The organism is Methylobacterium sp. GC_Met_2, from assembly GCF_026540795.1.
In the GTDB taxonomy this organism is placed as follows: domain Bacteria; phylum Pseudomonadota; class Alphaproteobacteria; order Rhizobiales; family Beijerinckiaceae; genus Methylobacterium.
Genome location: NZ_JALNUM010000067.1, coordinates 1 through 22212, shown reverse-complemented (window position 1 = coordinate 22212; position 22212 = coordinate 1). Strand labels below are relative to the sequence as shown.

19 protein-coding genes are annotated in these 22212 nt (G+C 63.5%); 6 read left to right on the top strand and 13 right to left on the bottom strand.

What is annotated here, in order from left to right:
- Nucleotides 1-6: 6 nt before the first annotated feature.
- From OXS49_RS20830 to OXS49_RS20820, 3 genes are read right to left on the bottom strand one after another with little or no spacing between them, the layout of a single operon-like run.
- Complete coding sequence (locus OXS49_RS20830; protein ID WP_267426497.1) at nucleotides 7-1578, bottom strand: recombinase family protein; 1572 nt, start codon at nucleotides 1576-1578, stop codon at nucleotides 7-9.
- A complete protein-coding gene (locus tag OXS49_RS20825) occupies nucleotides 1575-2108 on the bottom strand; it encodes a DUF2924 domain-containing protein (RefSeq protein WP_267426495.1) in 534 nt (177 codons plus the stop codon). Before OXS49_RS20825 ends, OXS49_RS20830 begins: the two co-directional genes overlap by 4 nt.
- Entirely contained in the window at nucleotides 2108-2656 is a 549-nt protein-coding gene (locus OXS49_RS20820) for a DUF3489 domain-containing protein (protein ID WP_267426494.1), read from the bottom strand. Before OXS49_RS20820 ends, OXS49_RS20825 begins: the two co-directional genes overlap by 1 nt.
- 509 nt (nucleotides 2657-3165) lie before the next feature.
- On the opposite strand from OXS49_RS20820, the gene OXS49_RS20815 reads away from it, so the two are divergent.
- From OXS49_RS20815 to OXS49_RS20805, 3 genes are read left to right on the top strand one after another with little or no spacing between them, the layout of a single operon-like run.
- Nucleotides 3166-4164 (top strand): ABC-three component system protein, encoded by a 999-nt coding sequence (locus tag OXS49_RS20815; RefSeq protein ID WP_267426493.1) that lies wholly within the window; start codon nucleotides 3166-3168, stop codon nucleotides 4162-4164.
- Nucleotides 4152-4652, top strand: a complete 501-nt coding sequence (locus tag OXS49_RS20810; protein ID WP_267426492.1) for an ABC-three component system middle component 2 — start codon at nucleotides 4152-4154, stop codon at nucleotides 4650-4652. Before OXS49_RS20815 ends, OXS49_RS20810 begins: the two co-directional genes overlap by 13 nt.
- Nucleotides 4649-6550, top strand: a complete 1902-nt coding sequence (locus tag OXS49_RS20805; RefSeq protein WP_267426491.1) for a hypothetical protein — start codon at nucleotides 4649-4651, stop codon at nucleotides 6548-6550. Before OXS49_RS20810 ends, OXS49_RS20805 begins: the two co-directional genes overlap by 4 nt.
- A 484-nt stretch (nucleotides 6551-7034) precedes the next feature.
- Here OXS49_RS20805 and OXS49_RS20800 read toward each other — a convergent pair whose 3' ends face one another.
- Together OXS49_RS20800 and OXS49_RS20795 are read right to left on the bottom strand one after the other, a co-directional pair.
- The gene (locus OXS49_RS20800) at nucleotides 7035-7604 is read right to left on the bottom strand and encodes a cytochrome b (RefSeq protein ID WP_267426490.1); all 570 of its coding nucleotides are present in this window, start codon (nucleotides 7602-7604) and stop codon (nucleotides 7035-7037) included.
- Nucleotides 7601-8749: an acyl-CoA dehydrogenase family protein gene (locus OXS49_RS20795; protein WP_267426489.1), complete on the bottom strand. Its 1149-nt coding sequence runs from the start codon at nucleotides 8747-8749 to the stop codon at nucleotides 7601-7603. The genes OXS49_RS20800 and OXS49_RS20795 overlap by 4 nt, the downstream gene beginning before the upstream one ends.
- Nucleotides 8750-8984: 235 nt before the next feature.
- On the opposite strand from OXS49_RS20795, the gene OXS49_RS20790 reads away from it, so the two are divergent.
- Nucleotides 8985-10310, top strand: a complete 1326-nt coding sequence (locus tag OXS49_RS20790; RefSeq protein ID WP_267426488.1) for an amino acid permease — start codon at nucleotides 8985-8987, stop codon at nucleotides 10308-10310.
- Between the two features lie 32 nt (nucleotides 10311-10342).
- Here OXS49_RS20790 and OXS49_RS20785 read toward each other — a convergent pair whose 3' ends face one another.
- From OXS49_RS20785 to OXS49_RS20765, 5 genes are all read right to left on the bottom strand, one after another.
- Nucleotides 10343-10972: a class I SAM-dependent methyltransferase gene (locus OXS49_RS20785; protein ID WP_267426487.1), complete on the bottom strand. Its 630-nt coding sequence runs from the start codon at nucleotides 10970-10972 to the stop codon at nucleotides 10343-10345.
- A 604-nt stretch (nucleotides 10973-11576) separates the two neighbouring features.
- Nucleotides 11577-12257, bottom strand: a complete 681-nt coding sequence (locus OXS49_RS20780; RefSeq protein ID WP_267426486.1) for an OmpW family outer membrane protein — start codon at nucleotides 12255-12257, stop codon at nucleotides 11577-11579.
- 180 nt (nucleotides 12258-12437) lie between these two features.
- Complete coding sequence (locus OXS49_RS20775) at nucleotides 12438-13250, bottom strand: IS5 family transposase (RefSeq protein WP_267426484.1); 813 nt, start codon at nucleotides 13248-13250, stop codon at nucleotides 12438-12440.
- Between the two features lie 90 nt (nucleotides 13251-13340).
- Complete coding sequence (locus tag OXS49_RS20770) at nucleotides 13341-14408, bottom strand: methyltransferase type 12 (RefSeq protein WP_267426485.1); 1068 nt, start codon at nucleotides 14406-14408, stop codon at nucleotides 13341-13343.
- 223 nt (nucleotides 14409-14631) lie between these two features.
- The gene (locus OXS49_RS20765) at nucleotides 14632-15444 is read right to left on the bottom strand and encodes an IS5 family transposase (protein ID WP_267426484.1); all 813 of its coding nucleotides are present in this window, start codon (nucleotides 15442-15444) and stop codon (nucleotides 14632-14634) included.
- A gap of 240 nt (nucleotides 15445-15684) precedes the next feature.
- Here OXS49_RS20765 and OXS49_RS20760 point away from each other — a divergent pair, with 240 nt between their 5' ends.
- Together OXS49_RS20760 and OXS49_RS20755 are read left to right on the top strand one after the other, a co-directional pair.
- On the top strand, nucleotides 15685-17688 hold the full coding sequence (locus OXS49_RS20760; RefSeq protein WP_267426483.1) for a GGDEF domain-containing phosphodiesterase: 2004 nt from the start codon (nucleotides 15685-15687) through the stop codon (nucleotides 17686-17688).
- Nucleotides 17689-18094: 406 nt separating this feature from the next.
- Complete coding sequence (locus OXS49_RS20755; protein ID WP_267426481.1) at nucleotides 18095-18577, top strand: hypothetical protein; 483 nt, start codon at nucleotides 18095-18097, stop codon at nucleotides 18575-18577.
- Between the two features lie 1403 nt (nucleotides 18578-19980).
- Here OXS49_RS20755 and OXS49_RS20750 read toward each other — a convergent pair.
- The 3 genes from OXS49_RS20750 to OXS49_RS20740 all read right to left on the bottom strand — a co-directional run.
- Nucleotides 19981-20421: a DMT family transporter gene (locus OXS49_RS20750; RefSeq protein ID WP_267426480.1), complete on the bottom strand. Its 441-nt coding sequence runs from the start codon at nucleotides 20419-20421 to the stop codon at nucleotides 19981-19983.
- An 11-nt stretch (nucleotides 20422-20432) separates the two neighbouring features.
- The gene (locus tag OXS49_RS20745) at nucleotides 20433-21704 is read right to left on the bottom strand and encodes a Gfo/Idh/MocA family oxidoreductase (protein WP_267426478.1); all 1272 of its coding nucleotides are present in this window, start codon (nucleotides 21702-21704) and stop codon (nucleotides 20433-20435) included.
- A partial coding sequence (locus tag OXS49_RS20740; RefSeq protein ID WP_267426477.1) for a hypothetical protein occupies nucleotides 21641-22212 on the bottom strand: 572 nt, incomplete at its 5' end. The genes OXS49_RS20745 and OXS49_RS20740, both read right to left, overlap by 64 nt.

Sequence of the window (22212 nt, the reverse complement as noted above, 5' to 3'; positions counted from 1 at the left end):
CAGACGTTACAAACCGAGGAAGCGTTCTTGCGCGTCCCAGGCGGGGGGCAGCTCGCAGAGATGGCGCAGGCCGATGCCCCGGGGCAGCCTCGCCTCGACGATCGCGCGGACGATGCGGGGGGAGAGCAGGGCGAGCGACAGCGTCATGCGCACCGAGCGCTCGGTGCGCTGCTCGGCCAAAGCGATCGTCTCGATGCCCGGGCTTCGCCCGGTCACGAGATCCTGCATCCATGTCCGGCCTGCGGCGATGCCTGAGAGCATGCGGGTGCGATCTTCCGCCTTCATCGCCCGCAGCCGATCGCCCTCGCGGCCCGGCGGTACGACGATCGCCTGGCGGCGCCGCTGCGGCTGATGCGTGAAGGACAGCGACAGTGAAGGGCGCTCCCCCGTGAACTGCAGCACGAGGTGATCGGCATGCACCGTCACCGTCTCGAGTTCAGCTGCGACCAAGGCAGCGTCATCAAGCGGTGCTGGGCTCGGTGCAGCGATGCTCCGCAGACCGGCCACGACCACCGCCTCGATCGATGCAGCAGGCAGGCGCAGCCGCTTGTCGTTTATCCCTACTGTCCGGGAGACGTAGTAGCGGTAGCGCACCGCGCCCTTCTGGGCGTGGCTCGGCACCATCAACTCGCCCCCGGCATCGCGCAGGCGCCCGGCGAGGAGATGCACGCTCTCAGCTCGCGTGCGGTGATGCTGATGGTGGTTGGTGGCGAGCCGATCCTGCACGGCCTGCCATGTCGCTTCGTCCACGATCGCGGAATGCTGGCCTTCATGGACCTGCCCCTTGTGCCGGAGCTGACCCACGTAGAGAGGATTGCCCAGCAGCTTGTACAGATGCCCGCGTGAGAAAGGACCTCCACCGGTCTCTCGCCCGGCCCCGTCGCGGCGAGCCGGCAGGGTGATGCCCTGCCCGTCGAGGTCCTGCTTCAGCCCCGCCACCGTGCCGTGGGCGAGGTAGCCCGCGAAGATCGCCCGGACGAGGGCGGCGTGCTCCTCGACGACGTGCAGCGCTCGGCCCTCGACCCGGTAGCCGAGCGGCACGACCCCGCCCATCCAGATCCCCTTGCGCTTGCTCGCGGCGATCTTGTCGCGGATGCGCTCGCCGGTGACCTCTCGCTCGAACTGGGCGAACGACAGCAGCACGTTCAGCGTGAGCCGCCCCATGCTGGTGGTGGTGTTGAACGCCTGGGTCACCGACACGAACGAGACGCCGTGTCCGTCGAACAGCTCGACCAACTTGGCGAAGTCGGACAGGGCCCGGGTCAGCCTGTCGACCTTGTACACGACGATCACGTCGACGCGCAGGGCTCGCACCTCGGCCAATAGTCGCTGCAGGGCGGGTCGTTCGAGCGATCCGCCGGAGAAGCCGCCATCGTCGTAGCGGCCGGGCAGCAGACGCCAGCCCTCGTGCGCCTGGGAGCGGACATAGGCCTCGGCCGCCTCTCGCTGGTTGTCGAGGGAGTTGAACTCCTGATCGAGTCCGTGCTCGGTCGAGACCCGGGTATAGATCGCGCAGCGCAGCGTCGGCCGTGTGCCGGAAGGCGGTGTCTGCCGTGGTTTGGGGGAGCGGGCACTCATGCCTCAACCCTCCCCGTTCGTGTCTCTGCACCGCCAGCAGCTTTGGCGCGTAGGCCGAAGAAGCGGGGGCCGTTCCACTTTGTACCGGTGATGAGCTGCGCCACCCGGGACAGGCTTTCGTAGGTCGCACCGTTCCAGGCGTAGCCGGCCTCCAGCACCTGAACGGTGTGCATCACCCCCGCCCATTCCCGCGAGAGCGTCACACCGGGGGTGTGCCCCCGCCGATCCGGCACCGGCACCGACACGCGGATCGGCATAACGTCCCCTCCCTGGTCCGGCGGATTCCTTGCTCGCACGAGCCGATCGAGGGCTCGTGCCGTATCGCGGTCGAGGTCACCGTAGGCGAGGACCTGCAGGCGGTAGGCGATGACCCGCGCGCGCTGCGCGGGCGGGAGGCCGGGAGGTGGGGCTGCGCCGAACAGCTGACGCCAGCGCCGTTCGAGTGCCGCCGCGTCCATCCCGGCGAGAGCGTCGAGCGAGGCGGATACGCGGTCTGCCTCGCCCTCCGTGATGGCTCGAGGCCGCGCCATCAGGCGGTGGCCTGCGTCGGCGCACCCGCATGCGGGTCAGATTCTGTGCCTCCCGTCAGCGCACGGGCCGGAGTTCCCGCCTTGCGCCGGGCGTGGTTACGGGCTGCGGGCGGGGGCGGCAGGATACGGTAGGACATCGCCGCGTCCGGGCGAGCTGCCTTGGCCAGCGACTGTCCTCCTGACCGGATCCGCGAGAGGGCGGCGCGGGTCGTATGTGGCAGCCAGCCCGTCGCCGCGATCAGCTCGGTCAGCGTCGCCCCCTCGTCCCGGGCCAGCAGCGTCAGCACCAACGCCTTCTTGTTCGGGCGGGATGTTGCCCCGGCTACCGGGGGTGGGATGAGGCCGATGGCTCCGTAGCCCGCGGGCGTGAGACGATGCTGTCCGTCCGGTACGTCCGACGGGGTGATGAGCGCGTTGCTCAGGAGGCGCCCGATGAGCCGTTTGCGGCTGGCCGGCTTCGCCGTCAGGGCGAAGTGCAGGCGTCCCTCGTCCGCGGCGGCGGCGTGCAAGATGCCCGCCTCGGTGCGGGTGAGCGAGATGGTGGTCATGGGTCGAGGTCTCCGTCAGCGGCAGGACAGGCCCTGCCACGACCCCGACCCCGCGGACGGCGCGAGGTCGGCCTGGGGGGCAAGGTGCATGTGGCTGGAGAGACGACCCCCAGGCGGGGAAAGCCACTATTCGTTGCGTGGTCTGTTCTGACGCTCCCCCGCTGCCCTCGGTCCAAACTAGCGCAGCCTCAGCGATACCGGCTGCGTCGTCCCGGCAACCACACACGCTCCGTTCGCTCCGGCAGTCCAGTCGAATGTGCGGATGGGCGGGGACGGTGCGGAACTTCGCGCTGTTGTCCACTGCCAACGGAAGATCGTGACCCATTCCGGGCATTGGGAATGGCCGCTTGTGGGCGGCGCGTTTGGGACACGTTTCGTCCTGGTGCAGGCCGGATTGGAATGTCCGAACCGGTGAAAGGTCGGCCGCCGTGCATGGCCTAGCGTTACGCTCGGCGCTATTCAGAGCTGGTCGACGGCGTCCGACCGCACGGCGAAGCTCGTGATCTGGCATGCATTCACTGAACACCGCGCTGCTAAATCTGCCTTTTACGGATCTTGAAATCCTGATGTACCGGTGGGCGCTGGACCTACCGCATCGCTATCATTCCGCCGAACGCGTCGGGCAAGCGATGGATCGGGGACTGGACGTCGTCGCGTTCTCGACGCCGCAGCGTTTCGAGGGTCCCTGGGACAACTACCAATGCAAGCAGCTCCGACGGACACTCGGAGAGCCGTCGCTTTTCGGGGAGGTCGGCAAGACCCTCTACTACGCGTCGCGTGGCGAGTTCACCCCGCCGGCAGCCTACGTCTTCATCGCCCCTTACGGCGTCGCGCAGTCGGCGAGGGTTTACCTCGGTCAGCCTTCACGGTTTCGAAGGACCATGCTTGACGAATGGGACAAGCGCTGCGCGAAGCAGATCGCGAAGGGCACCGCAGTTGCGATGGATGATCAGCTGCGCTCCACGATCGAAGCATACGACTTCGGACGCATCGACGGTTGGAACGCGGACCGGATCCTCGCCCAGGAAAGCATGCAGGCAGTTCTGGTGAAGACGTTTGAGATCGATCCTGGATCGGCACTCGAGCGCCCCGTGCCGGGGGAATTCCAAGAGCATGAGGCGACGTATGTCGATCAACTCGTCGGCGTCTACGGCGAGCACTCCGGCTTGATCTTCAGCGACGCCGATGCGGTGCTCGGGCACGAAGAGCACGGCGTGCACCTGCGCGATCAGCGGGTCCGCTACTTCGCGGCTGCGGACTTCAAGGCGCACTTCAAGGAGAGCGTCCTGGAGACCCTTCTGACGGATCTCGACGACAACATCTATCACGGCGTCGTCGACGGATTGCGCTCGCGCAAGGGGCTCGACCGGGTCGACGCGGCGATGAGCCAGGCTGCCGTGCTCGCGGTGCCGGGTCCGTTCGGCAAGCATAACCGCGCGACGATCAAGGTCCGCCAAGGCACCTGCCATCACCTCGTGAACGCCGGGAGGCTGAGGTGGCGTCCGTGATCGGCGAAGCGGCACCGCGCCTGTTCAACAGCCCGGCCGAGTGCGGCGTCAGGGCTCTGATCATCCTGAACGCACTGCTCCCGCTGCGGCTCGATATGTCGAGCCTCTGCCTCTACGACTACTTCGTGGTGCACCCCCAGGATATAGAGGGGCCGGAAAGCGTCCATCCGGCGCTCGCCTCCCGCCCCGGCGAATATCGGGTCCGCCGCACCCTGGTCGAAGCAGGCGTCGCGCTGATGCGACGCCTGCATCTCGTCGATGTCTTCGACGACGTCAGCGGCATCCTGTATGGCGCGGCCGACGATGGACCGGCCTTCGTCGATCTGCTGTCCACGCCCTACAACGTACGGCTGAAGGCAAGCGCGAACTGGCTGGCGGAGAGGACCAGGGCGGAACCGGAGGACGTATTCGAGACGACCCTTCGAAGCGCCATCGAGCGTTGGACGCTTCAGTTCGAGTTCGAAGTCCCGGCGGGCCGCGCTCTGTGACCACGCCGTCCATCCGATTGCGACGCCTCGCCTTCACCGGCAAGGGAATCAAACCTGTCCGCATCCCGTTCGAACCGGGGGTCAACCTGATCGTCGGCGGATCGAACGCGGGCAAGTCCTATATCCTCCGCGCCATCAACCACGTGGTCGGCAGCCAGGACGAACTCGACGTGCTCGACCAAGGGCGCGCCTACGACACCGTTGTGCTCACCTTCGACATCGACGGCGGCGCTCCCGAGACGCTCGCGCGGGCCGTGAAGGGAGGCGACCTGCACGTCTGGTCCGGAGATGCGCCGATCGCGCCGCCGGACGCGGCGATTCTCAAAGCCAAGCACGACAAGGATCGAGACGACAACATTTCGCGGCACCTGCTGGCGAAGCTAGGCTACGACCCATCCCTTCTGGTCGCCGACGACAGCGGTACGGCGAAGAAAACGTTCTCCTTCCGGAATTTAATTCCGTACGTCCTCATCCCGGAGACCGTCATGATCTCGGGCGAGAGCCCGGTCGCGGCGAGACGGGGGTCGCTGACCAGGTTCGAGAAGAACGTGCTCCGGTTCCTGATGACGGGCATCGACGATGCGGCGGTCGTGACCGTCACGAGCAGCAAGACGCTTCGCGCCGAGCGGGCGGGGCAGGTCAAGCTGCTCGACGATCTTCTGGCGGAGATCGAACGCAGCCTCCGGGATTACCCGGAGCCTGATGGCCTGGAGGCGCAGGTCGAGAAGCTCGACGGCTCCATCGGAAGGATGGGCGTCGAACTCGAGACACGGCAGTTCGAGCTCGACGAGGCGGTCTCCGAACGCCGTCGCGTGCTCGACGAGCAGCAGGATTGCGATGCGCGGGCCGCCGAGATCCGGCTGATGCTCCATCGCTTCGGCGAACTCGCCCAGGTCTACGACACCGACATCGAGCGCCTTGCCGCCCTCGACGAGGACGGGTTCCTCCTCCAGCGTTTCGCGGACCAACCCTGCCCGCTGTGCGGAGCAGATCCGACGCATCAGCAGCATCACCTCGATGCTGGAGCCGTCGAGTTGCAGCGCCAGGCTACGTACGCCGAGATGAAAAAGATCGCGCGCGACCGCGACGAGCTCAAGGTAACCGTCGCTTCCCTCGATGCGGAGGCGCGCGGTCTCGAGGCCCGCTCATCGGCGTTGGGCAGAACGCTGACCGGCCTGAGGGACGACGTCGATCGGCTGAGGCCGCTCGAGGCGGACAGCAGGCGCCGCCATCAAGAGCTTCTCGCCGAACGCGAACGGGCGAAACGCGGTGCGGACCTTCAGGCCAGATACGCCGGCCTTCAGGAGCGCAAGTCGCGCCTCGACCACGCGAAGGTGAAGAAGCAGAAGGCGGAAGGGCTCTTCGTCGGAATAGACGATCGCAGCCAGTTCGAGCTCACCAAGACCGTCAAGGCCGTTCTCGAAGCGTGGCGTTATCCGAAGATCGAGGCGGTCACCTTCGACCCCAAGCGACCGGACATCGTCGTCAACGGAAGAGCCCGTAGGAACAACGGCAAAGGCGTAATGGCGATCCTGCATTCCGCCTTCAAGGTCGCCCTCTTGCTGTACTGCAAGGACAACGACCTGCCGCATCCCGGCTTCCTCGTTCTAGACTCGCCGCTTCTGTCGTACCGGCCTCCAATTATGAACAAGAAGCATGGCGAACTATCCGCCGACGAGCGCAGGATGCGGGCGACGCCTTTGAACGAGGCCTTCTACGACCATCTGATCTCGATCGGTGGATTCGCACAGGTGATCATTCTCGAGAACAGCGACCCGCCGCACTCCGCGGTAGGGCGGATCAAGATGACGACCTACTCAGGCGAAGGAGGCCAGGGCCGTCAGGGGATCTTCCCGAATGCGCCTGGCTTTGAAGATGAAGCGGAGAACAACGGGTGATCTAAGCGGCTTGCGATCACCGCGGTTCAATGGCTGCCATACAAATCCTAAAGCCCGGGATGGATCGGCACCGGAGATGTGATCCACCGATGGTGAAGGTCTGCTACCCGGCGTCGCGCCAACGTCCGTTCTTGGCGCGAAGCCGCGGTCTAGAATGGCAGGGCTTGGCCGTAAGCGGAATGGCTGGTTCGGAGCCGGGCCTCCGGAATAGCGGACGAGCTCCTACCGACCCAACCCAGCCGTACACGAGTGCTCAAGCGATCACCGAAACCGGAAGTATTTTCCACCGCAGTTCCAGCTGACCTGACCGGCTAGCTTTGGACCGGGCTGATTGAGAGGATCATGCCTGCACCCCGGCAGTAGATGACCCTTCGCCGACTTCGAGCCCGTCAGCTGAGGGTCCGCTCATGGGTCGGAAGCGGACGCGGCGTGGTACGGCATCCCGAAAGCGCCACCTGCCAACTACGCCGCCCCTTTGACCCCTTCATGTCATCCGCGCGAGCACGTCCTCCTTTCGGAGCTTGCGGTGCAGGAAGGCCATGACGACGTGGCCGGCCAACACCGCCAAGAGCGTGAAGGCCAGCCAGTGATGGAGCAAATCACCGGGTGCAACCATCCAGGCGATCTTCTCGTCGCGCCCGGGCATCACCGGGATGCCGTAGGGCGTAAACGGCTTGCCCGAGCCGTATTGGCGCAGCAGCGCGAGGCCCGGCACGACGACCATCAGCGCGTAGATGAGAAGGTGGCCAGCGACCGCGGCGCGACCAAGTCGCCCCGGATGTGGCGGGCGCCGGGCCAGGTTCGCCAAGCCCCAGGCACCGCGTAGAAGCACGAGCACGAACAGGGTGAAGCCCAAGGTGAAGTGGCTGCCGCCGACGATGCGCGTCACCGCGTTGTCGCCGGTGGCGACGTACAGCAGCGCACCTGCGAACTGCCACGCGAACAGCGCGGCCATCAGCCAGTGGAACGCACGGCTGACGCGGCCGTAACGGCTCGGTGTATCCAGCCACCCGTCTACGACCGGGGCTGCGTCGGTACCGCTGGCCGCGCTCATGCAATGGCCCCGTCCCACAGGTCCCCGGCCGTGCCTCCAGCCCTGAGGATCTCCTCGGCGGACGTGGTAAGGGCCCGGTCCGGCCCAGGCTGGCGCAGGTAGGTGGCAAGGTCGCGAGACAGCCGCTCCAGGGGATGCGGGCGCAGGAATCCTTGCAGGCCGACCGAGCGCTGGGCGAGTTGCAGCACGTCGAGCCCGGCCCGCTCCACGGCTAGCCGTGCTAGATTGACAAGGGCGACGACGCGCTCCGGCGGAAGGATGCCCTCGGAAACCATCTCCGCAGCGCGGTTCACCCACAGCCTGGCCCCTTCGACCGCGATGGCACCCTCGCCGAGACGCGCGAGCTGGTGTGGGTCGCCGCCGCGGCCGGTCGCGGCGAGATGCCCCCGCCAAGCGTCGAATACAGCCTCGATGCCTCCGACCTGCACGGCCGCGAACCGCCACGCGCCGCCCGAAAAACCCGGCTGGCGGAAGTAGTCGTCCGGGCCGCCCAGAACGTCCTCCGCCGCCACGGCGATGCCGCCGAAGTCGAGAGTTCCCGTGGCCGAGGCGCGCATGCCGTGGGCCCGCCACGCCGACAGGTCGCTCCGGGTCCCGGGCTCCAAAGGCACGACCAGCATCAGGGTTCCGATCCCGGCCGGACCGCGGCTCGTCACGAGCGCACGGCTGACGAAGCCCGCCCCGGAGGCGAATGTCTTCACGCCGCTGAGCCACATGCCATCCGCGCCATCCTGCAGGACGAGGCCGCCCTCGGGCGGCTCTGTGTTCCAAACGCCGAACAGGTGGCCGGCACGAGCATCTGCGAACAGGCGCTCTTGCTGGCCGGCGTCACCGTACCGAGCGATGAGCTGCAAGGCGTTGACGTGACCCTCGTAAAGCCGCCCGAGGGCGAGGCTGCCGTATCCCACCAACCGCAGCACCGTGGCGAGCCTGGAGGCTCCCGACTCCCCACCGAGATCAGCGCCGCCAGCCCAGGATGGGACGGGCGCCGAGAGCAAGCCCAGACATGCGAGGTCGGCGACGTCTTCGGCTGGGAAGCCGTCGTCGCGATCCTGCGTTTGCGCGCGCTGCGCCGCCGACTGGGACACCGCGCGTGCCGCGGCGACGGCGTCGAACGTCAGGTCGAGCGGCGTGCGCTGATCCATGGTGTTATCTCGCGAAGCAGCGACAAGCGCCATGCTCGTGCTCTATCGTCGGCGAACGGCCGCTGCCGGAAGATATTCCAGTCTCCCGGTTTACAGGCCATCACGGCGTGCGACTTAATCGACGGTTACGCAGCGGCCGGTCACTCGGTTTGTCACATGCGAAGCACAGGCTGTCGCTCACTCGGCTTCTCGTGAGCAGGCGCATCAGCGCGATGGATCCCGGCAGGTGGTAGAGATGACAGACCGACCGACGGCCACCCGAAGGTTGCCGGCTGTCACCACGCTGACGGCAACGGCCATCGTGGTGGCCGACATGATCGGCGTCGGGGTGTTCACCAGCCTGGGGTTCCAGGCCCGGGACGTCACGTCCGGCTTCGCCCTGGTGCTGCTGTGGGTCGTCGGCGGAGGCGTCGCGCTCTGTGGGGCGCTCTGCTACGCCGAGCTCGCCACGATGTTTCCCCGCTCCGGCGGCGAGTACAACTTCCTCTCACACATGTACGGCCCGGCGGTCGGGTTCATGGCGGGCTGGCTCTCGGCCACCGTCGGGTTCGCTGCACCGGTGGCGCTCGCCGCTATGGCGTTCGGGCGGTACGCCGAGGCTGTATTGCCCGGCGCGCCTGCACTTCCGCTCGGCCTCGTGTTGATCTGGATTGTCACGGCCATCCACATGCGTGGCTTGCGCCACAGCAGCGTGTTTCAGGTCGCCTTCACGCTGCTGAAGCTCGCTCTGATCGTCGTCTTCATCGGGGTAGGCTTCGCCCGAGGCGGTGGCCAACCGATCAGCTTCGCCCCCAGCGCGTTCGACCTCACGCAGATCGTCAGCGCCGGCTTCGCGGTCAGCCTGGTCTTCGTGATGTATGCCTACTCGGGCTGGAACGCCGCGACCTACATCGTCGGCGAGCTCCGCGATCCGAATCGCAGCTTGCCGCGGGCGTTGCTAGCTGGGACTGGGGCCGTGGTCGTGCTCTACGTCGCGCTGAACGCGGTGTTCCTCTACACCACGCCGCTGACGGAGCTCGCTGGCCAAGTCGAGGTCGGCCTGATCGCCGGACGTCATGTCTTCGGTGAAGCGGGTGGCCGCCTGATCGGTATCTTGATCTGCGCCGGCCTGATCCCGACGATCAGCGCGATGATGTGGATCGGCCCCCGCGTGACGGTGGCGATGGGCGAGGACGTAGAGCCCTTGCAGGTTTTCACGCGCCGCTCGCACACCGGCGTACCGACCGCCGCGATCCTGCTTCAATGCGGCGTCGCCAGCCTCCTCCTCCTGACGCAGAGCTTCGAGGCGGTGCTTGAGTTCGTCCAGTTCGGACTGATCGCCTGCTCGTTCCTGACCGTACTCGGCCTGATTAAGCTCCGGATCACGCGGCCTGACCTGCCACGACCGTGCCGGACCTGGGGCTACCCGTTCCCGCCGCTGGTCTTCCTCGCGGTCACCCTGTTCATGATGGTCTACCTCGTGGCGGTGAGACCCTTCCAGTCCCTGGCGGGTTTGCTCTTGATGCTGGCTGGCCTCGTCCTCTACGCGGTCGCGACGGTGCAGAGACGGCACGGAGCCTGACGGCCCTGCGCCCGCCCTAGGATCGCCGAACTCTAGCCGGCGTCCGATTTGCGGGCGTGCAGCACGTCGAGCCGATACTCGGCGGTCCTCGACTGTTTCACGACCGTCGCGAAGGCTCGAGCACCCGCGATGAAGCCTTCGGCTGCTTCGTCGCCGGAGAGGGGATAGTGGGTCACGCCGAGCCAGTGGACCAGAACGATATCAGCCTCGGGTAACAGAGCGCCTCGGACACGCGCGACCAAGCGCGTGAGATCGGCGCGGTCGAGATAGTACGCTACCTCCGAGATCACGATGAGGTCGAACCGCCCGTCTGGCCAAGCGTCAGGAACAGCGGCCAACATGAAGCGCGCGTTCGGGCAATCGGCGCATCGCGCCCGCGCGGCGTCCAGAACGGACGGCACCACGTCGAGCCCGATCAGCGCGTCGCAGCGCCGGCAGAGCTGATGGGTGAACACGCCGATGGAGCATCCCACGTCCAGTGCCGATGCGTAGTGAGCGCGCGGCAGGGCGGCAAGCGTCGCGGCATACTTGTCGCGTTCGTACGGGCTCGTGGCGAAGTGCCACGGATCCGCCTCGGTCGCGTACATACCCTTGAAGTAATCTTGATCCAGGGTTTTCGTTCGACGGCCGGTCGGAGCGTCGGAGGGCCTGTCGGAAGTCATCTCCAAGCCTGCGGCTCCTCTGATCCCGATTAAGGTACTTGTGGCGGCAAGGGCTCCGGACTGGAGCATGTGACGGCGTGAGACGGGCTCGCGTACACGCACAATACACCTCAGGGTGCCAGTAACTGTTGGACTGGGGAACAGCACGCAGTCGGGACAGTTCCGAGCTCAGACGCCGGCAACCTTCCGAAAGACGCGCTGGCGCTAGCGCAGTCGCCCGCTCCGATGCCAATGCGATTGAGACCGGACCCTCGGCTGCCCCCTCATCAGAGATGCGCCCATAAGCCATCGGGGTAGACTGGATTGGGCAGCATCGTCCGCTTATGTGACCTCGTCACAACCGGTTGAGTGACTGAAAGGGGCGCAACGCCGAATGTCCGGTTCTGCACACGGTGGCGATCGGACGTGACGTAGCCTGGCCGAAAGCAACTTGTCTGATTTCAGTAGCGCGATGTACTGAAGCCGACGTCGCCGCGATCACTCACCGATGCAGTCATCAGCCGTAAACAACGCGTGCTCCGCTGCTCAATCGTGTCCGCTCCTGGACGAAAGAGCCCGATCGCTTCAGTATCAACCCGTTACACCTCATCCCGAGACAATACACCTAGAACCGGTAAGTCAAGCCCGAGTGCAGCACGACCGGATCCAGACTCACGTTCGAACGGACTGGCAGACTGAAGAGGTAGCCCTTGGTATTGGTCGAAAGGAACCCCTTCTTGACGTCGAAGAAGACACCCCAGTGCGAGTCCAGCATGAGATCGAAGCCCGCCTGGATCACGGGCCCGACTGCATCGTCGGTTCGATAGCGACGCAGAAGACGATCCTCGTCACCGAATACGATTAGGGCGGCGAGGCCTGCGCCGACGTAGGGCTGGAATGCGCCGAAGCCGAGGAAGTGGTAGTGCACCGTCGCCGCGACCGGACCACCCTGGGTTTTTCCGACAGGGCCGAGGCCGGTCAAGGTGCCAGCGGCTTCGACCTTCGAAATCGGTGGAACACCACCGCTAATCGATACGGCAATCGCGGGGGCTACGAAATATCCCGCTTCAACCGCGAAGGTCGCGCGATCGTCGATCTTCACTGCGCCTCCCGCGACAGGTGTGCCGGCCAAACTGATGCGTGCTTTGGGATCGTTGAAGATCCCGGCGACCCCGACATGGACATAGAAGGACGGCAGCCCGCTCATTGGTACGACTTCCGGCGGTGGCGAGGCGAGATCCGCCGCCGCCGCAGCCGTCGCGACTGCTGTGAATACCAGGCTAGCTGCGAGCGCCCCGATTTGCATCACACCCCCTCACGGTAAGTGCGAAACTTGCCACACTCATTCTTTCGAGGCGCTTAATTCCGTGCCTTGCTCTTTGGGGGCTACGTGTACCGCCGCTGTTTCCCCCGCGGAGCCGACGCGGATCGAGATCGAAGGATTTGCATTGCCGGACGCAGAAGGCCTTAGCGTCCGTCCGAGAAGTCAGGGTGATCGGGCGAGGCGTCTGACGAGGATCATGACGGCTGCGGCGTATAAGAAGGCTCTGACAGAGGCGAGGGTCGCTTCCGGATCCTTCCAGAGGCGTCGTTTGCGGCTGATCCAGGCGAAGAAGCGTTCAACGACCCACCGGCGCGGATGAACAGCAAAGCCAACCTGATCCGGCGGCTTGCGCACGATCTCGACGGCGATGATCGTCGCGCTCGCTGGCTTGTCACCGGCATAGCCGGCGTCGGCGAAGGCCTTGGTGATGAACGGGAAGGTCTGGCGCGACAGGCGTAGCACCGGAACGGCCCCGTCCCGGTCCTGCACGTCGGCAGGTTGCGGATCGAGGACGAGCGCACGCCCGTCCGTGTCGACCAATGCTTGGCGCTTGCGGCCGTTGACCTTCTTGCCAGCGTCGTAGCCGCGTGGCCCGCGGCTCTCCATCGTTTTGACGGTTTGGCTGTTGAGCACTGCTGCAGACGGCGAGGCTTCCCGCCCGACACGCTCGCGATCGGCCATGACGAGGTGATGGTTGATCCGGCCAAACAAACCCGCGTCGCGCCAGCGGCTGAAGTACCCGAACGTCGTCGAACGCGGCGGTAGATCCTTGGGGATCATCCGCCATGCAATGCCACCACGCAGAACTGAGACGATCGCGTTCAGGATCTCCCGAGGCGTCCAGATCGGAGGTCGACCGCGCGGTTCAGGTCTCGGCATCAACGGCGCGATCACCGCCCAATCAGCATCGATCAAGTCGATTTCATAGCGTAGGCCCGCGCGGCTATGCTGCCGCCGGTTGGTCGGGGTCCACATGGCACTTCCAGGTCAGGCTTCAGCACCCTCCTGGATTCACCGCCATCCCGGCCACTCAAGCCCCGCCTCAGACCCTTATCGGACGGGCACTTAGACTCGTTCAACTTCGAGGTAGCCGATGACGCCCGTGCCGTCTTCGGAGTAGGTCGACCCGCGGACGGTGGCAGGTGGGATCTCCTCGGCAAATTTCTCGATCTCGTCCCGAGTCCGGTACAGGAGGTACCAATCCATGAACACCTCCATGTAGGCTTCCTCGGGGACGCCCCAGAGGAAATTGGGTATCAGGAGCCGCCCGCCGGGGTCGAGGTGGTCGAACAGGACGCGTGTCAGGCGTGCAGCGACCCGTGCGTCGAGATAGTCGTACAGGCCCGCGGCATATATCAGATCGAACCGGCCCAGATCGGCCTTGCCGGCAAGGATGGCCCGAACTGTATTCAGGCTGGTCTCGATCACTTCAGAGATCGATGTGCGATAGCCATCGACGGCGGCGAGGCTTGTCGCGTCTTGGTCGACCGCCAGCAGACGCCCTATCCGGTCCTCCTTCAGGGCCACGCTGAGTTCTGCCTCACGCAGATGGCCACTGGCTATGGCAAGGATCCGCGGTCGTTCTTGGCGTAACGCGGCGTCATCTATCTTCCCAGCCAGGATTGACCGGCGGAGTCGCACGGCTTCGCAGGCCGTCACGTCGACCGTCGAGGTCATGACCGTCCGCCCGGCGTCCGACGCCGCCTCTTGTGCAGGCCGCGCAGCGGGATGGCGATAGACGAAGTCCAGAAGCCCGGCGTCACCGGGATATCCGCGTGGCCGGGTGAAAGAATGTCGGGTGAACGGACATTCGTGGATAAGACCGGTGAGGGTATGAGCGCGAGCCGCTGGGAGTACCGCGTTTTTCCAAGTCTTATCGCTAAACGTCTCCTTGAGCAGTCCAAGCAGATCAATGACAGCCTTCGTCAGCCGGCTGTAGTCACCTGGAGCCGCAAGAGCGAGAAGCCCCGTCAGCGCCGCGCGAACGTCATCGCCAACGACCGGATAAAGAGTTTCTGGCAGTTCAACTGGGATCCGGGTAGCTCCCACATGTGTGGGCTCCCGGCCTTGAAGCGAGACAAAATTTCGCAGGCCCTCGCGCTCACGCGAGAGCAGAAGTCCCTTGCTAGCCATCTGGAACCACCCCGAACCGACGCCAAGACCGCACGGCGTCGGGTTAAGCTTAACCAATGGTTAAGCTTTGTCCATGGGCAAGACGCACAGGGCTCGAGATAATCGACTTCAGAGCTCCGCAGACTGATGCGTTTCGATGACACAACACGCTGCAGCAAGTGGTCGGCCGGGCGGGACCACAGAGTGACGTACGCCGCCGCCCACTTAGCGTCCGTCCGAGAAGTCAGGGTGATCGGGCGAGGCGTCTGACGAGGATCATGACGGCTGCGGCGTATAAGAAGGCTCTGACAGAGGCGAGGGTCGCTTCCGGATCCTTCCAGAGGCGTCGTTTGCGGCTGATCCAGGCGAAGAAGCGTTCAACGACCCACCGGCGCGGATGAACAGCAAAGCCAACCTGATCCGGCGGCTTGCGCACGATCTCGACGGCGATGATCGTCGCGCTCGCTGGCTTGTCACCGGCATAGCCGGCGTCGGCGAAGGCCTTGGTGATGAACGGGAAGGTCTGGCGCGACAGGCGTAGCACCGGAACGGCCCCGTCCCGGTCCTGCACGTCGGCAGGTTGCGGATCGAGGACGAGCGCACGCCCGTCCGTGTCGACCAATGCTTGGCGCTTGCGGCCGTTGACCTTCTTGCCAGCGTCGTAGCCGCGTGGCCCGCGGCTCTCCATCGTTTTGACGGTTTGGCTGTTGAGCACTGCTGCAGACGGCGAGGCTTCCCGCCCGACACGCTCGCGATCGGCCATGACGAGGTGATGGTTGATCCGGCCAAACAAACCCGCGTCGCGCCAGCGGCTGAAGTACCCGAACGTCGTCGAACGCGGCGGTAGATCCTTGGGGATCATCCGCCATGCAATGCCACCACGCAGAACTGAGACGATCGCGTTCAGGATCTCCCGAGGCGTCCAGATCGGAGGTCGACCGCGCGGTTCAGGTCTCGGCATCAACGGCGCGATCACCGCCCAATCAGCATCGATCAAGTCGATTTCATAGCGTAGGCCCGCGCGGCTATGCTGCCGCCGGTTGGTCGGGGTCCACATGGCACTTCCAGGTCAGGCTTCAGCACCCTCCTGGATTCACCGCCATCCCGGCCACTCAAGCCCCGCCTCAGACCCTTATCGGACGGGCACTAAGGCAATGCGATGGTTAACGACATTCGTCGAATTTTAATCATTGGCGCTAGCTGCACTCGCCTACCGAGGGAAGCCGCCGAGCCGCGGAGGCGTTAAGAATTTTGGGACGCAACCCTGGTAGAGCAATTGCGGAGGGCCGGGGCCGCCATGAGCATCGCAACGCTCGATCAACTCAACGACGAACTGGGGAAGCGCTGGTTTCAACGCCGCTCGCCTCAGCTGCATCAGTCATTTCGGATTGCGCATGAGCACGCAATGCGCATCGTCATGGGCCAAGCTTGTCAATGGGTTGGGCTGCTTTACATCGCGTTCGGCGCGATCGACGCAGTCCTCATCCGTGACATGCTCCCTTATACGCTGACGCTTCGCTTCGTCATTGGTGGGCTCTACGTCGCCGCGATCGTGATGCAGGTCCGAAACAAGGTCGATACGCGAATTCTGGAATACCAGTCTGCGCTGGGCATCTACGTTGGTTTTGCTGCCTGGCTATTTTTAGCCGCACAAAGTTCTGACACAACAGCGACGCTGTACTATGCTGGGTACGGCCTGATATTTATGTTGGTCGCCAACTTATTCTTTGATCTGAGCTTTGAGCTTGCTCTAATTTCGTCAGGGTTGATCGCATCTACCTTCCTGACATGGGCATTTGAATATGCTAATAATCGAGCCTACATATTTTGCTTTGGGTCACTGTACGCATTCAGTTTACTGTTGACGTTATTTCTGAACTTTAAATATAATCGCGAGAGATTTCGTGTCTATTTAAATTTTTGTCGAGCGGAAATCGGGCATCGGGAGGCGCTTCGGCGTGGAGAAGAACTCTATCGCCTATCGACGACGGACGCGCTGACGGGCCTAGCCAATCGACGAGCGATCGACGGCGTCCTGCAAAACCTCTGGATTAAGAGTGTCGAACTTGGCGAACCGTTCGGCGTGATCTTGATCGACGTCGACTTCTTCAAGCTCTACAATGATCGTTACGGCCATCAACAGGGCGACCGCTGTCTTGCCACGCTGAGCAAGGCGATGCGCGAGGTCGCCGAGCGTCGGCAATGTGCGCTCGGCCGCTTTGGCGGAGAAGAATTTGTTGCGCTGCTATCGGTCAGCTCAGCCAGCCAGGTTCACGCCGTCGCCGAGGAAATTCGTCAGGCGGTCGAGACGCTCTGCATCCCCCATGCAGCACGGCGCGACCAGAGATCATCAGTCACGGTCAGCATCGGCGCAGCGTATTCTACGGACATCGCGGGCGAGAAGCCCGAGCGAACGGTGACTGCGGCGGACTTAGCGCTCTACGCCGCAAAAGACGAAGGCCGCGACCGCGTCCGGATCTTCGACAAACGAATGCTCGACAACGGCACTGATGACGAACTCAACGCCGAGATCCTGCGATCGGCCCTAGCGGATGGGCGCATCTCTGCGGTCTTTCAGCCCATCGTTGACGTATCGACGGGCCATGTCTGGGCGGCCGAAGCGCTGATGCGGCTCAAGGATGCTGAAGGGCGCTCTATCTCGCCAGAAGCGTTCATTCCTGTTGCTGAACGTACGGGGGTCATCCTCGAGATGGGGGAATGGATTCTACGGGAAGCCTGTCGCTTCCTCGCCGCCGAACCGAATCTACCGGTCGTCAGCGTGAATATCTCCGCGCGGCAAATCGATGACCCCAACTTTGTGAGCACTGTCAGAGCGATCGTTCGGGTAGCGGGTATCGAGGCATCCCGTTTGGCCCTCGAGATCACCGAGAGCGGGCAGATCAGCGGCAACCCTGAAGTTGCTAAGCTAATGGAACAACTTTCCGCCGCAGGCATCCGGGTATGGCTTGACGACTTCGGAACGGGGTTTGCAGGATTGACATGCCTGAGTGAACTCCGCTTCGATATGGTGAAAATCGATCGTTTCTTTGTGCAAAGCTGTGATACACCCCGTGGCGCAAAGCTCCTAAAAAATATCGTCGATCTCGTCAGCAACTGCGCGCAAAAAACTATTGTCGAAGGTGTGGAGGAGGCTCGACAAGTCGAGCTTGTCTCCTCGTTTGGCGTCGATCTATTTCAAGGCTACCATCTTGGGCGTCCGATGCCGGCTCATGAGCTCAGCCATAAATTGCTCGATAATACAGGCTCGCGAGCGCCGGCAGTTAGATCGGCCTTAGCATAACCATTCGACTTTCTACTAATATTGCTCGCCCTAAACTGCGCTTCGTCTTTCCTCACTAAAAAATTAAATATCATTGCATCGACTGCAGATGAACTTAAAAATCGCCAAAATCAGTCCGATGTTGTCAATCTCAATACGGGATGGGCGATCGACATTGCCTGCTGAGGTTCAGCCCACGATGTAATCGCGAACTGTACGCCGAGACGGTGCATCCGTTGTCTGAGGCGGTACCGGGACTAGACCTATGTGTAGCTGGCGCAGTGCCACTAGAAGCAGCCGAAAAAGACGCCCCCCATTCTTACAATCTTTACCTCCATACATGCCATTTATAAACCTTCATAATCAGCAATATATTAGGAGAAGTGAACTTAAGCTTGGCTTTGCAATGGAGCCTGCGAGCGGCTTAATGCGTGTCCTATTGCTTGCCAGCGCGATCCTGTTTCCCAAAATGCTATTGGCTGACCAGTTGGAAGGGCAAGCTCAAAAGGTGATCGAGAGCTGGGTTACGCATGGCGAGAACCTACGACGCGATGACCGCAACGGCGATACCGCGTCCTGTCGAATAAGTGCGGACACTCACCTCCACGTCTCCCACTCGTCCGATAACCGGTGCGCGCTGGCTGTCATGAAGTATTCTTCGGATCCGGCTGGCAACGAGGCTTTAACAGACGCGGCGGCTCTCATGTTTTCACCAACCGATGGCTGGAACTCGAGCAATACCACCACCGACGCAAACGATCGCAAACTGATCAAGGCGGTATTCAGTCGTACCACAGCGTTGTTTGCCCTCGAAAATTTCACCTCGCTCACAATCGATGCGGCTTGGCGGGGCAGAAACTGTTCCTTTTTCCGTTGTGCTGAGGAAGTTGGCTATGCTGAAAGGGGATGACAAGATTCGGCTCGCGCTGTACCAGCGACCGGCGATAACATCATTGCCAACGCTCGCTTTATTCATTGCGGTTATTGCATCGATGTTGGCTGCATATGAGTGGCCGCTCAAGAATTTCGACGTTCTCGCCGTCATTGTCCTTCCGGTCGCTGCGGTTTGGTACAGTTATGCGCGCCCACGGTATCACATAGGAGGGAAGCCGCGGGCGCGCATTGTTATCGCCCTCGTTTCGATCGTCACGGTAGGCCTGCTTGCTGCCAATCGTGTTCAGAGGGACCGCAATGCATTTGAGGCCTACAGGGTTGAGCACGAGACGGCCTGTCAGGCACGGATTGGCACTTCGAGGGTCGATACCGTTCCTCAGAAATATACATTCGATACATGTGCGAGCCTGCTGACACACGAGCAGGCGATCGCGATCTGTCGATCTCGGGTCTTCAAGCGTGGTCCCTTGCCGGATGGCTGGCTCAGATGTTCCGAGTACGAGGCAGAGATTCTAGCGCTCCCACGGTAGCAGCCACAGTCTTCCTGTTAAGCTTCCCGAGTGTTTGGCGTTCTGTTCTGCCATGGGAACATCACCTGGTTGGGGCACCAGCCCATGGATGCCAGCCTGCAGTCTCCGCGTGAGCTTCGCGCCTACGAGCAATCTTGGTGGCGTGGATGAACGTCAGGCGATTGCGAAACGCCGCCGCTCGCCAGATCAGGGCGGTGCTCAGCCCGGTCGCGAGCAAGCCTGCGGCTAAGATCAGCGGCGGGATCCACCACACCGCTTGCACCATAGGAGGCGCAGTCCGGTTCGGATCATCAACGCAGACTCGCGAAGAGCGAAGTTGGGGCAAGGGGCGAGCCGGTTGGTAAGGAGCGGTCTGATGTGCTTGGGCGAGCACGGCGGCACATGCAAGCTCATGATGGCGTCACCGGGGCAACATCTGCCGCGGCGAGGCGCTCGACGTACCTGTTGGCGACTGAACGCGGTCGTGCTCGGCATTGACGGTGCGAATGACGAGGCTACGAGCTGATGCAGCCCTTGGCGAGCCCTACGCCTTGACTCTTGCTGTCACCGCGTCTGCTTACTGGAAACTGTGGGAAGCAGCGAAATGTCGGCATTGGGCGCAAACCCGAATGTCCGGTCTGGCGCGCTTCACCTGCCCGCCTCGCCCTACGTGCTCGAACCGGCGGTGCTGATCGTGCTGTAGCTTGACTGGTCAGCTTGGCCGAAGCTCCTAAGCGCGCTCTTCAGGCGATCTTCCGAGGATCGCCGGCGACGTCCTGAATGACCAGGATGGGTGCACCCCCCGACCGCCTGGTTCAAGAGCACATCGACGCTCGATTGTGAGCAATTGCTTGCGGTCTGACGAGCGAGATCGATGTAGTCGTGGCCTCGAGTACGCTCCGCAGAGAGCTCAGAAAACTGAGATCAGCGCCACACCACCGATCATCAGCAGGCCGCCGAGAATGCGCCATGGGCCAGCAGTGTGCTGTGCGAAGCCGACCCAGCCGTAGTGGTCAAGGATGAGCGAAGCGACGATCGCCGCGGTCACGGTGATGCCGGTGAAGATCGCTGCGCCGAGCCGCTCCGCGAGGAAGATCATCGCCAGCACGTAGGTGGCCCCTAGCGCACCACCGAGCCATGCCCACCATGGCACGTTGGCGAAGCGACCGCTGGGCCAGGCCAGCCCGACGAACGGCGCGGCCAGGAGGTAGATCACCACATTCGTGGCCGCCACGATCAGAGCCGCGAGGATCGGCTGGCCCAGTGCTTTGTTCAGGCTCGCGTTGGCACCGCTCTGTACGGTGTTCAGGACGCCGGCAGCTGCGGCGATCAGGGCGATGAGGATGGGCATCGCTGTATCGATCAGCCGTTCTGCGCGTCCGGGGCAGGTCCGCGCGTCGCGTCCAGACGATCACTGGGGGCCATCTTCACGACGCCGCCACCGGCTGCCGCCTCATAGATGGCCGCCATGATGCGCTGGTCCTGCAGCCCCTCCTCGCCCGGCGTATGCGGCTCGCGGCCGGTCCTGACGCACTCAGCGAAGTGATCCATCTCGACCGCGAACTGGTTGCGTGGTGTGAACGTACTTTGCTCCCGAGCGTTCGCCGGGCTGGCTCGGTGCCCGATCTCCATGGCGACGTTGTCATAGCCGAAGGCCGGATCCAGGCCGAACCAGCCGTCCGTCGCATCGGCGCGCAGGCGGCGGTTCTCATGCATGCTGTAGCCGGCAGTGCCGGCGGCGAAGACGCCCGAGGGGAACAGCAGCGTGAAATGGGAGATGTCCTCGACCTCGCGAAAGCGCGGGTCGCCCTTCGGCTGGGTGATGCGCCCAGTGACCTCGATCGGCTCCTCGCCGGTGATGTACCGGAAGGCGTTCAGGCAGTAGAGGCCGACGTCCGGCAGCGAGCCACCGCCCGCTAGAGCCTTGATCTGCCGCCACTGCCCAGGCGCGGCATCGTTCTGGGCGTTCACCGCCTCGATGAGGCGCAGCTCGCCGTAGGTCTTTTTCCGGGCAACGTCGATCAGGGTGCGGTGGGCGGTGTTGTACTGCAGCCGATAGGCGATCATCAGCGTGCGTTGCGCCTGCCGGCAAGCGGCGATCATCTGCTCGGCCTCGGCGACGGAGGTCGCCATCGGCTTCTCGCAGAGCACATGCTTGCCGGCCTTGGCCGCGCGCACTGTGAACTCGGCGTGCAAGGCGTTCGGCAGGACGATGTACACGGCCTCGATCTCAGGGTTGTCCCGGATCGCAACGAAGTTTTTGTAATCGTAGAGGTTCTTCTCGGGCACGCCGTACTGAGCGGCGATAGCGTGGGCCTTGTCGCGCTCGCCGCTCACGAGCGCCACCGGACGGACGTGCTTGGCTTCAGCAAAGCCCGGCATGATCTGTTCGAGGGTGAGGTGGCCGATGCCGACGACCGCGATACCGAGGCGCTTGGCGACCGGATCGGGATTGGCCAGCATCTCGCCTCCCTCACTCGGCGCATGCAGCGGCGGCAGGCTGACCTTGCCGTTCTCGACGCGCCCGAGCAGGGCCGGCGGTTGGCTCTCTGCAGACGACGCAGGCGTGATCAGATGTGCGCCGGCCAACCCGGCGGCGGCCCCGAGGATGGTTCTGCGCGTGGTGTCAGACATCGAGCCGCTCCCGCTGAGATCTGCATCACCAACCGGCGGCACCCGGCGCATATCCTGAGATGCGACGACAGGGACCCTCTCGCGCGACGGTCGGTCGTCCCGGCCATGCTGGCAATCGATAGCAACTGGTTATCGACAGCCCGGAAGCCAGGGATCTGAACTTGATCAGCTGAGCTGCCCAAAGGATGTCCGCAACTTGCTGGAGAGGGTCGGACCGCCCGCTCCTGAGCAGTTTGATGAGCCAACATCAGCAACTTCTGGCCGAAAGCCGCTAGTCTGCTTTCGGTTGCACGATGCAGGAAACTGGACATCGCAGCATTCTCGCCACCGGCGTCGGAAAGACACGTTTTGCCGACGTTTGAATAGCCGTCGCGATTTTCCGACAGGCTTGCAGCCATTTTGGCGGCCCCAACATGCGTGGCCAGCGATCGTCGGGAAAAACGGCCGAACTGCCGACAGGACACGCAATAGGACTGAGGTCCGAATTGGGTAAATTGCAAAAATTGGT

Excerpts from the sequence above, each read along its gene's own strand:
- OXS49_RS20830 (WP_267426497.1), bottom strand. The coding sequence starts at position 1,578 with ATGAGTGCCCGCTCCCCCAAACCACGGCAGACACCGCCTTCCGGCACA.
- OXS49_RS20825 (WP_267426495.1), bottom strand. The coding sequence starts at position 2,108 with ATGGCGCGGCCTCGAGCCATCACGGAGGGCGAGGCAGACCGCGTATCC.
- OXS49_RS20820 (WP_267426494.1), bottom strand. The coding sequence starts at position 2,656 with ATGACCACCATCTCGCTCACCCGCACCGAGGCGGGCATCTTGCACGCC.
- OXS49_RS20815 (WP_267426493.1), top strand. The coding sequence starts at position 3,166 with ATGCATTCACTGAACACCGCGCTGCTAAATCTGCCTTTTACGGATCTT.
- OXS49_RS20800 (WP_267426490.1), bottom strand. The coding sequence starts at position 7,604 with ATGAGCGCGGCCAGCGGTACCGACGCAGCCCCGGTCGTAGACGGGTGG.
- OXS49_RS20795 (WP_267426489.1), bottom strand. The coding sequence starts at position 8,749 with ATGGATCAGCGCACGCCGCTCGACCTGACGTTCGACGCCGTCGCCGCG.
- OXS49_RS20790 (WP_267426488.1), top strand. The coding sequence starts at position 8,985 with ATGACAGACCGACCGACGGCCACCCGAAGGTTGCCGGCTGTCACCACG.
- OXS49_RS20785 (WP_267426487.1), bottom strand. The coding sequence starts at position 10,972 with ATGACTTCCGACAGGCCCTCCGACGCTCCGACCGGCCGTCGAACGAAA.
- OXS49_RS20780 (WP_267426486.1), bottom strand. The coding sequence starts at position 12,257 with ATGCAAATCGGGGCGCTCGCAGCTAGCCTGGTATTCACAGCAGTCGCG.
- OXS49_RS20775 (WP_267426484.1), bottom strand. The coding sequence starts at position 13,250 with ATGTGGACCCCGACCAACCGGCGGCAGCATAGCCGCGCGGGCCTACGC.
- OXS49_RS20770 (WP_267426485.1), bottom strand. The coding sequence starts at position 14,408 with ATGGCTAGCAAGGGACTTCTGCTCTCGCGTGAGCGCGAGGGCCTGCGA.
- OXS49_RS20765 (WP_267426484.1), bottom strand. The coding sequence starts at position 15,444 with ATGTGGACCCCGACCAACCGGCGGCAGCATAGCCGCGCGGGCCTACGC.
- OXS49_RS20760 (WP_267426483.1), top strand. The coding sequence starts at position 15,685 with ATGAGCATCGCAACGCTCGATCAACTCAACGACGAACTGGGGAAGCGC.
- OXS49_RS20755 (WP_267426481.1), top strand. The coding sequence starts at position 18,095 with ATGCGTGTCCTATTGCTTGCCAGCGCGATCCTGTTTCCCAAAATGCTA.
- OXS49_RS20750 (WP_267426480.1), bottom strand. The coding sequence starts at position 20,421 with ATGCCCATCCTCATCGCCCTGATCGCCGCAGCTGCCGGCGTCCTGAAC.
- OXS49_RS20745 (WP_267426478.1), bottom strand. The coding sequence starts at position 21,704 with ATGTCTGACACCACGCGCAGAACCATCCTCGGGGCCGCCGCCGGGTTG.